The sequence below is a fragment of the Kribbia dieselivorans NBRC 106261 genome (genome assembly GCF_001552435.1).
Taxonomy (GTDB): Bacteria; Actinomycetota; Actinomycetes; order Actinomycetales; family Dermatophilaceae; genus Kribbia; species Kribbia dieselivorans.
Map to the genome: position 1 here is coordinate 1 of NZ_BCRE01000208.1, position 9,505 is coordinate 9,505.

Sequence of the window (9,505 nt, forward strand, 5' to 3'; positions counted from 1 at the left end):
CCGGCCACGACCACCCCGCCGGCCTCGACGTCGGTGCCGCGCTCGGCCACCTCCGGTCGACCGACGACCCACCCCGGTCAAGGCGGCGGCAACGGCAAGGGCGGCGGTCGCACCGGCACCTGGTGACGATCACCCGCGCGCACCGCGCGCACCACGCGCACCGGCACCCGGTACGCCTGCCGCGTGAGTAGTGTTCGTTCCATGTCCGCAGAGCGCACCACCTACGTCCTCGTCGACGGCGAGAACATCGACGCCACCCTCGGCACGTCGATCCTCGGCCGCCGCCCCAACCCCGAGGAACGCCCGCGGTGGGACCGCGTCCTGAAGTTCGCCGAGCGGCAGTGGGGGCAGCCGGCCAAGGGGCTGTTCTTCCTCGCGGCCAAGCACGACGAACTGCCCATGTCGTTCATCCAGGCGCTCTTCGCCGTCGGCTACCGGCCCATTCCGCTCTCCGGCGCGTCACACGAGAAGGTCGTCGACATGGCGATCCAGCGCACGATGGAGGCGCTCGTCCCGCGCGACGCCGACGTCATGCTGGTCAGCCACGACGGCGACTACCTGCCCCAGCTCGAGGAGCTCCTCGACGGTCGCCGCGCCGCGGTCGTCGCCTTCCGCGAGTTTCGCAACTCCGGTTTCCACGACCTGACCGAGGACGGACTGGAGTTCTTCGACCTCGAGTACGACGTCGAGTCGTTCAACTCGCGACTGCCGCGCATCCGGATCATCCCGATCGACGAGTTCAACCCGCTCGAGTTCCTCTGACGCCCGCCCAGTCATGCTGAGTGCCTTCGCGGTCCTCCTCGTCACGACCGCCGTGCTGGCATGGGCCAACGAGCGTTACCTGCGCATCCCCACGACGGTCGGCGTCACGCTGGCCGGCGCGCTGGCCGCGATCGTGTTCATCGCGCTCGACTACGCCGGCGCGCCGGGCGTGCGCGGGCAGATGACGGCCGTCTTCGAGCGCCTGGACTTCACCCAGTTCGTGCTGCACGGCATCCTGTCGCTGCTGCTGTTCGCCGGGGCGATGAGTCTGGACGCGGCCCGGCTGGTCAAGCAGGTCCGCAGCGTGCTCACCCTGTCGATCGTCAGCACGGCGATCAGCACCGTCCTCATCGGCGTCGCGTCGTACGGGGTGTTCGCCCTCGTCGGCCTGGACGTGCCGTTCTGGGCGGCCATGCTCTTCGGCGCCCTGCTCAGCCCGACCGACCCGGTGGCCGTGCTCGACCTGCTGCAGCGGGCCAAGGTGCCGAAGAAGATCGAGACGCTCATCGCCGGCGAATCCCTCTTCAACGACGGCGTGGGCGTCGTCTTCTACCTCGTCGTCGCCGGCTTCCTCGGCATCGCCGGGTCCTCGGCGCCCGGCCCGCTCAACGCGCTCGAGGTCTTCGCCCAAGAGGCGATCGGCGGCATGCTCCTCGGAGCGGTGCTGGGCTGGGTCTGCTTCCTCGCGTGCCGGAGCGTCGAGGCGCGCGACATCGAGGTCCTCATCACCCTGGCCACGGTCATCGGCGGGTACGTGCTCGCCGACCGCATCGGCGTCTCCGGTCCGCTGGCCATGGTCGTCGCCGGCCTGATCATGTCGGCCGGCAAGACCCTGGCGTTCCACGCTCCGACCCGCCACGACGTCGAGGTGTTCTGGGAGATCCTCGACCGGGTGCTCAACATCATCCTGTTCGCGTTCATCGGGTTGGACGTGTTGCTCACCGAGACGACGTGGCCGCAGATCGTCGCCAGCGCGCTGCTCATCGTCGTGGCCCTGGTCGCCCGCTTCATCAGCGTGGGGCTGCCGATGATGTCACTCCGGAGCATCGACGGGTACGGCCCGTACACCGTGCGTCTGCTCACGTGGGGTGGCCTGCGCGGTGGCATCGCGATCTCCCTGGCCCTCGGCCTGCCGGAGTCGTCGTACCGACTCGACCTCGTCACCGCGACCTATGTCGTGGTGCTGTTCACCATCGCGGTCCAGGGGCTGACGGTCATGCCGTTGGTGCGCCGCGCCGCCGATGCCGAACGCCGACGTGAGGCCGCCGCGCACGGTGAGCACGGCGACCCCACGTTGGTGTGATCGTCACGGGTCCGACCTCGACGCACCTCAGTAGGTCTCAGCGCTGAACCGTCGCCCCGCTTTCGGTGTACTTCGCGCGCAGTTCGCGCTTGAGCACCTTGCCGGTGGCGTTGCGCGGCAACGCATCGACGAAGTCCACGAAACGCGGCGACTTGAAGTGCGCGATCTGCTCGCGCGTCCAGCCGACGAGATCCTCCGCGGTCAGCGACGAGCCCTCCGCCCGCACGACGACCGCGACGACGGTCTCGCCCCACTTCTCGTCCGGCCGCCCGACCACGGCGACCTCGTTGACCTCCGGGTGGCGCACCATGGCCTGCTCGACCTCGATCGGGTAGACGTTCTCACCGCCGGTGATGATCATGTCCTTCTTGCGATCGACGAGCGTGTAGAACCCCTCCTCGTCGACCTTCCCGAGGTCACCGGTGTGGAACCACCCCTCGCGAATGGCCTCGGCCGTGGCCTGCGGCTTGTCCCAGTAGCCGACGAAGACGTTGGGGCCGCGCACGACGAGCTCGCCGACCTCACCGACGGCGGCCTCGGAGCCGTCGTCCTTGACCAGCCGGAAGTCCATGTGCATGACCGGTTTGCCGATCGACCCCGCCTTGCGCACGACGTCGTCCTGGGGCAGGTAGCACGCGTTGGGGCTGGTCTCGGTCATGCCGAAGCCCTCGGTGAAGGCCATGCCCAAAGACTGCAGCCGCTCGATGACCGGAACCGGGCACGGCGCTCCGCCGGTGATCGCGAACTCGAGCGAACTCAGATCAGCGGTGTCGATGGACGGGTGGTTGGCGATCGCGGCCCACATGGCCGGCACGGCGAACGCCATGGTGATGCGGTGCCGCTCGGCGGCGGCGATCCAGGCCCCCGGCTCGAAGGCCTCCATCATGACCGTCGAGGCGCCGGCATACAGGAACGGCAGGGTCTGCACGCCCAAGGCCCCGATGTGGAACAGGGGCGCCGCCGTCAGACACACGTCCTCGTAGCCGACGCCGGCTCCGAACCGCAGCCCGTGGATGGCGTTCCACTGGAAGTTGCCGTGCGTGAGCATGGCCCCCTTCGGCCGCCCGGTCGTGCCGGAGGTGTACATGATCACGCACACGTCGTCGTGGGTGATGGTGCGCACGACGCGGGCCGGATCGCCGTTGAGCAGTTCGGCGTAACCACCGCCGTCCCCGGCGGCGCGCCTGGCCGCGTCGGGCACGACGATCCGCTCCCGCACGAACGTCTCGGGCGTGCACGCCGCCTCGGCCACCGGCACCATCGCCGGTGACGTGAACAGCAGTTGGGCACCGCTGTCGCGCAGCACGTACTCGACCTCGGTCGGCGCGAGGCGGAAGTTGATCGGCACCGCGATCGCGCCGAGTTTGGCGCAGGCGAGGTAGATCTCGACCATCTCGATCGAGTTGAGCGTGAGCATCGCGACGCGGTCGCCGCGTCGAATCCCCTTGGCGGACAACGATGCCGCCACGGCGTTCGTGCGAGACTCGAGGTCGCCGTAGGTGAACGTGCGCGAACCGTCGTGGTCCGATAAGGCGGTACGCAAGGGATAACGGTTCGCGTGGATGGTGACCCAATTGCCGAATCCGAGGTCCATGGTGGGTGACTACTCCTGTGGTGATGGGTGTGCGTCGTAGCGGACGGTGTGTGGGCGGTGCGCCGTGGGCTTCAGCCGCGCAGGGACGCGCGCAGGACGTGCTTCTGCACCTTGCCGGTTGCGGTCTTGGGCATGGCGTCGACGACGAGCACCTTCTTGGGAACCTGGAACCCTGCTAGGTGTGACTTCGCGTGGGCGATGACCTGGTCGGGCAGGGTGGCTGGGTCGACCGTGGCGTCGGCGACGACGACCGCGCAGACCGCCTCGCCCCAGCGGTCGTCCGGCACGCCGATGATCGTGGCTTCGGCCACCCCCGGAGCACCGAGCACGACCCGCTCGACCGCCACGGAGGACACGTTCTCGCCGCCGGTCTTGATGATGTCCTTGAGTCGGTCGGTGAACCAGACGACACCGGCGTCGTCGACGTGGCCGATGTCGCTGGAGTGGAACCACCCGTGCGCGAACGCGGTCGCGTTGGCCGTCGCGTTGTTCCAATAGCCGCTCATCACGTGCGGGCCGCGGTAGACGATCTCGCCGGTCTCGCCGGCCGGGCACAGATCACCCGTCGGATCCATGATGCGGGCCGCGACCGTCGGGGCCGCTGGGCCCCACGAGTCGGACGCGGAGTGACGATGCTCCGGCCATTGCAGCACCGTGGCCGGGATGCACTCGGTCTGGCCGGAGCCGAGGATCACGGCGGCGTTGGGGAAGGCCGCGTCGACCGCGTCGAGGAGTTCGGTGCCCATCGGGGCCATGCCGTACACGGCCATGGTCACACTGGACAGGTCGCGGGGGTGGGCCCGCTGCTCGGCCACCAGCGCGGCGTACATCATCGGCAGCAACATGATCGTGGTGACTCGGCGCTGCTCGATGAGGTCGAGGAAGTCGCCCGGAACGAACGGGCTCGCGAGCACGACCGTGCCGCCCAGGAAGAGGACGGGCATGACCAGGGTGTTCAGCGCGGTCGTGTGGAACAGCGGCAGCACGTTGGCGAGCACGGTCGGCTCGGAGCCCCACCGGGTGCCCAGCCCGAGGGCGTTGGACAGGCTGGACACGGTCAGGGAGGTGTGGCTGATGAGCACGCCCTTGGGCCGGGCCGTGGTGCCGGAGGTGTACAGGCATTGGACCGTGTCGCGGTCGTCGACGACGACCTCGACCGGGTCGCCGGGGGTGGCCGCGAGATCGGCCCAGGCCTGCACGGCCCGGCCGGCGATTGCGGCGGGTGCCTCGCCGCGCACGATGACGGTCCTGATGGCCGGCGTGTTCGGCAATACCGCCTCGAGCAGGGGGATGAGCGGAGCGTCGGCGACGACCGTGGTCGACTCGGCGTCGTTGAGGATCCAGGCGATGTCGTCGGGGGCGAGGACGACGTTGACCGGCATCGCCACGAGCCCCGACGTGGCGCAGCCGAAGAACGTGGCGAGGAAGTCGACGCTGTTGCCCATGAGCAGCGACACGGGCTGCTGGTGCTGCAGCCCGCGGGCCAGGAGGCCGCGCGCGCAGGCCTGCGCGGTGTCCCTGAGTTCGCGGTAGGTGACTTCACGATCCCCGTCCACCACGGCGATCCGGTCGGGGAACATCAGCGCCACCCGGCTCAATTGATCGCCCAGGTTGACACGGCCGGCGAGGTTGTACTGCAACGGGTCCACGAGGGACAGGTCGGGCTTCACAAGAGCTCCTTTGCTCTGTTCTGGCGGGGGCGTGCGTCGGTCAGCTGTCGAGGAAGATGTCGCGCGCGAGGTGCTCCGCGGAGCCGCCGTACCCGGACAGATCGGTGATGCCGACGGCGGCGAGCACCTGCTCGTCGATGAAGAAGTTGCCGGTGACCGTGGTCGGGTCGCTGGTCAGCACGACATGGGCGGAGTCGGCCATGATCTCGGGGGTCCGGCTGGCGGCCATGACGGTGTCGCCGCCGAGCAGGTTCTGTACGGCCGCGGTCGCGATCGTCGTCTGCGGCCAGAGGCTGTTCGCGGCGATCCCGTGGGCGCGCCACTCCTGCGCGAGCCCGAGGGTCACCAGGCTCATGCCGTACTTCGCGATCGTGTACCCGAGGTGGGCGCCGGCCCACGCGGGGTTGAGGTTGATCGGCGGCGAAAGCGTCAGCACGTGCGCGTGGTCGGACTTCTGCAGGTGCGGGAACGCGGTCTTGGCCAGCAGGAACGAGCCGCGGCAGTTGATGTCCTGCATGAGGTCGTACTTCTTCATCGGCAGCTCGGCCGTCGAGGACAGGTCGATCGCGCTCGCGTTGTTGACGACGATGTCGATGCCACCGAAGCGCTCGACGGTGGCGGCCACGGCGGCCGCGACGGAGTCGTCGTCGCGCACGTCTCCGACGATCGCCAGGGCGGCACCGCCGGCCGCCTCGATCTCGGCCGCCGCCGTGTGGATCGTCCCCTCCAACTTCGGGTGCGGCTGCGCCGTCTTGGCGAGCAGGGCGACATTCGCGCCGTCCCGCGCGGCGCGCAGCGCGATCGCCAGGCCGATGCCGCGGCTGCCGCCGGACATGAGGATGGTGCGCCCGGCCAGGCTGCCGTCGCGGGTGAACTCGGTCTGGGTGACGTCGGTCATGGGATCTCTCCTCAATCGATGGGGTAGCCGTCTTGGCGGGCGAGCACCTGAAGCATGACCTCATCGGCACCGCCACCGATCGAGGCCAGGCGGGCATCGCGGAAGAAGCGCGCGGTCCACGTCTCCTCCATGTACCCGACGCCGCCGTGGAACTGCAGGCACGCGTCGGCGGTGTCGCGCAGCAACCGTCCCGCCTCCAACTTGGCGATGGTGGCCAGCCGGATGATGTCCTCACCGGCGTCGAGCGCCTCGACGACGCGCAGGTTGTGGCTGCGCAGCAGTTCGACGCGGGCGGTCAACTCGGAGAGCGTGAAGGCGACGTACTGCTTGGAGGCCAGCGGCTTGCCGAAGGTGTGCCGGTGCAGGAGGTACTCACGGGTGCGTTCGAGGGCGTACTCGCACTGCCCGACCGCCCCGTACGACGCGAACATCCGCTCCACGATGAACTGCTGCATCTGCTGCTGGAAGCCGCGGCCCGGCGTGCCGATGATGTTGGTCGCCGGGACCCGCACCTCGTCGAGGATGAGTTCGGCCGTGTCGGAGACGCGATTGCCGAGCTTGTCGAGTTTGCGCGCGACGCTGAAGCCGGGGGCGTCGGTCGGGACGATGATCTGCGACATCCCGCGGTGGCCACCCTCGTCGGAGGTGCGCGCCAACAGGCATAGCCAGTCGGCCTGGGTGCCGTTGGTGATGTACATCTTGCGGCCGGTGATGACCAGGTCGTCGCCGTCGCGCACGGCCTTGGTGCGCAGGGCGGAGACGTCGGAGCCGGTGTCGGGCTCGGTGACGGCGATCGCGGCGACGGCGGTGCCGGCGATGGCCGGGGCGAGGTAGCGGCGCTTGAGGTCGTCGCTGCCGTACCTGGCCAGTGACGGGGTGGCCATGTTCGTCTGCACGCCGATGGCCATCGGGATGCCGGCGCCGTGCACGCGCCCGAACGCCTCGGTGGCCAGCATCGAGTAGATGTGGCCGGCGTCCTCGCCGCCGTACTCGGCCGGGTACTCCAACCCCAGGAGCCCCTGGGCCGCGAGCTTGGGGAAGAGTTCGTGCGCCGGGAAGAAGCCGTCCCGCTCCCACTGGTCGACGTAGGGGTTGATCTCGGTCGCCACGAGGTTGTGCACCATCGCCGTGAAGTCACGGTGGTCGTCATTGAGCCGCATGGGGACCACCGTAGGGGCCGAACCAAAACAAATCAAGCATGCTTGCTTGATTTGTGGATGTGTGGTTTTCTCGACCTGTATTCGCCCGCTCCCCAGACCCCGCTCCCAACGACGTGAGGAGAAATCGTGGACGTCGTCCCCGTGGATCCCGTGACGATCACGGTCGGTCACCTTCGCGACGAAGGCGCCGCCCTCGACGAGTTGGTCGCCGACCTCGACCCCCGGGCGTGGCGCACGCCCACCCCCGCCCCCGGCTGGACCATCGCCCACCAGATCGGCCACCTGCTGTGGACCGACGAGGTCGCCCTCGACGCCCTGCGCGGCGAGGAGGCCTTCGCGCCCCACCTGGCGGCGGCCGAGGCGAACCTGCTGACCTTCACCGACGAGATTGCGAACGAGCGCGCCGCCCTGCCGCCGGCCGAACTGCTGCAGCGGTGGCGCGACGCCCGCGGCCAGTTGGCCGACGCGCTGGAGACGGCCCCGGCCGGCACGCGACTGCCGTGGTTCGGTCCGTCGATGGGCGTGCGGTCCATGGCCACGGCTCGCCTGATGGAGACCTTCGCCCACGGTCAGGACGTCGCCGACGCCCTCGGGGTGACCCGGGAGCCGACGCAGCGGCTGCGCGAGATCGCCGACCTGGGCGTGCGTACGCGCAACTTCGCCTATGCCCTCAACCACCTCACCCCGCGGGCGGAGGAGTTCCGCATCGAGCTCACCGCCCCCGACGGTGAGTTGTGGGCGTGGGGCCCCAACGACGCTCCGCAACGCCTGCGGGCCAGTGCCCTCGACTTCTGCCTGCTGGTCACCCAGCGCCGCGAACCGGCCGACCTCGACCTCGAGATCGCCGGTGACGACGTGCAGGAGTGGGTCGGCATCGCCCAGGTGTTCGCCGGTCCGCCCAAGTCGGCGGTCCGGGCCAAGGAGACCCGATGACCACCACCCCCAGCACCACCCCCGCGCTGCGCGTCGGCAACTGCTCCGGCTTCTACGGTGATCGCCTCTCCGCCATGCGCGAGATGCTCGAGGGCGGCGAGCTCGACGTCCTGACCGGCGACTACCTCGCCGAACTGACGATGATGATCCTCGGCCGCGACCGAGCCAAGGACCCGACCACCGGGTACGCCAAGACCTTCCTGCGCCAACTCGAGGAGAACCTCGGCCTGGCCATGGACCGTGGCGTCACCATCGTCACGAACGCCGGCGGGGTGAACCCGGCCGGTCTGGCCCAGGCGATCCGTGACCTCGGCGAGCGGCTCGGGCTCGCGCCGCGCGTGGCCCACGTCGAGGGCGATGACCTCACCGCCCGCGCCGCCGAACTCGGGCTGGGCACGCCGCTGGCCGCCAACGCCTACCTCGGCGCCTTCGGCATCGCCCGGGCGCTCGGCCACGGCGGCGGCCCGGGGGCCGACGTCGTCGTTACCGGACGCGTCACCGACGCCTCCGTCATCGTCGGGCCGGCCATCGCCCACTTCGGTTGGGCGCGCACCGACTACGACGCGCTCGCGGGCGCCACCGTCGCGGGTCACGTCATCGAGTGCGGCACCCAGGCCACCGGCGGCAACTTCGCCTTCTTCACCGAACTGGAGCGCCGTGGCCACGACCTGACGCGACCCGGGTTCCCGATCGCGGAGATTCGTGCCGACGGGTCGAGCGTCATCACCAAGCACGCCGGCACGGGCGGGGCAGTGACGACCGAGACGGTCCTGTCGCAACTGCTCTACGAGATCACCGATGCGCGCTACGCCGGGCCCGATGTCGTGACCCGACTCGACTCGATCCGCCTGACCCAGGAAGCCGCCGACCGGGTGCTCATCGATCAGGTCGTCGGCGAGACACCCCCGCCGGACGTCAAGGTCTCGTGCACGGCCGTGGGCGGGTACCGCAACGAGGTGACCTTCGTGCTGACCGGGCTCGACATCCAGGCCAAGGCTGAACTCGTGCAGCGTCAGGTCGAGGCGGCCATCGACGCCAGCTCGACGGATCGGCCAGCGGAGTTGTCGTGGACGCTCGTGCGCCACGACCGTGCCGACGCCGCGACCGAGGAGGCCGCCAGCGCGCTGCTGCGGCTCGTCGCCCGCGACGCCGACGCGGCCAAGGTCGGTCGGGCGATCTCCGGGG

General features: G+C 69.8%; 8 protein-coding genes. 4 read left to right on the top strand and 4 right to left on the bottom strand.

Annotated elements, in window-relative coordinates:
• The first annotated feature begins 201 nt into the window (after nt 1-201).
• Together KD1_RS14360 and KD1_RS14365 are read left to right on the top strand one after the other, a co-directional pair.
• The gene (locus KD1_RS14360; RefSeq protein WP_068403050.1) at nt 202-762 is read left to right on the top strand and encodes an NYN domain-containing protein; all 561 of its coding nucleotides are present in this window, start codon (nt 202-204) and stop codon (nt 760-762) included.
• 13 nt (nt 763-775) lie between these two features.
• Nucleotides 776-2,065: a cation:proton antiporter gene (locus tag KD1_RS14365; protein WP_068403052.1), complete on the top strand. Its 1,290-nt coding sequence runs from the start codon at nt 776-778 to the stop codon at nt 2,063-2,065.
• A 37-nt stretch (nt 2,066-2,102) separates the two neighbouring features.
• On the opposite strand, the gene KD1_RS14370 is transcribed toward KD1_RS14365, so the two are convergent.
• The 4 genes from KD1_RS14370 to KD1_RS14385 all read right to left on the bottom strand — a co-directional run bounded on the left by KD1_RS14370 (nt 2,103) and on the right by KD1_RS14385 (nt 7,387).
• The gene (locus KD1_RS14370) at nt 2,103-3,659 is read right to left on the bottom strand and encodes an acyl-CoA synthetase (protein WP_068403054.1); all 1,557 of its coding nucleotides are present in this window, start codon (nt 3,657-3,659) and stop codon (nt 2,103-2,105) included.
• 71 nt (nt 3,660-3,730) lie between these two features.
• Nucleotides 3,731-5,329 carry an AMP-binding protein gene (locus KD1_RS14375; RefSeq protein WP_068403056.1) on the bottom strand — a complete coding sequence of 533 codons (1,599 nt, stop codon included), beginning with the start codon at nt 5,327-5,329 and terminating at the stop codon, nt 3,731-3,733.
• Nucleotides 5,330-5,369: 40 nt separating this feature from the next.
• Complete coding sequence (locus tag KD1_RS14380) at nt 5,370-6,227, bottom strand: SDR family oxidoreductase (protein WP_068403058.1); 858 nt, start codon at nt 6,225-6,227, stop codon at nt 5,370-5,372.
• Between the two features lie 11 nt (nt 6,228-6,238).
• Nucleotides 6,239-7,387 carry an acyl-CoA dehydrogenase family protein gene (locus tag KD1_RS14385; RefSeq protein WP_068403060.1) on the bottom strand — a complete coding sequence of 383 codons (1,149 nt, stop codon included), beginning with the start codon at nt 7,385-7,387 and terminating at the stop codon, nt 6,239-6,241.
• Nucleotides 7,388-7,513: 126 nt separating this feature from the next.
• Between KD1_RS14385 and KD1_RS14390 the strand changes: the two genes are divergently transcribed.
• Both KD1_RS14390 and KD1_RS14395 read left to right on the top strand, forming a co-directional pair.
• A complete protein-coding gene (locus KD1_RS14390; protein ID WP_245627427.1) occupies nt 7,514-8,320 on the top strand; it encodes a TIGR03084 family metal-binding protein in 807 nt (268 codons plus the stop codon).
• Nucleotides 8,317-9,505: acyclic terpene utilization AtuA family protein (locus KD1_RS14395; protein WP_068403062.1), on the top strand; the 1,189-nt coding region annotated here is incomplete at its 3' end. The genes KD1_RS14390 and KD1_RS14395, both read left to right, overlap by 4 nt.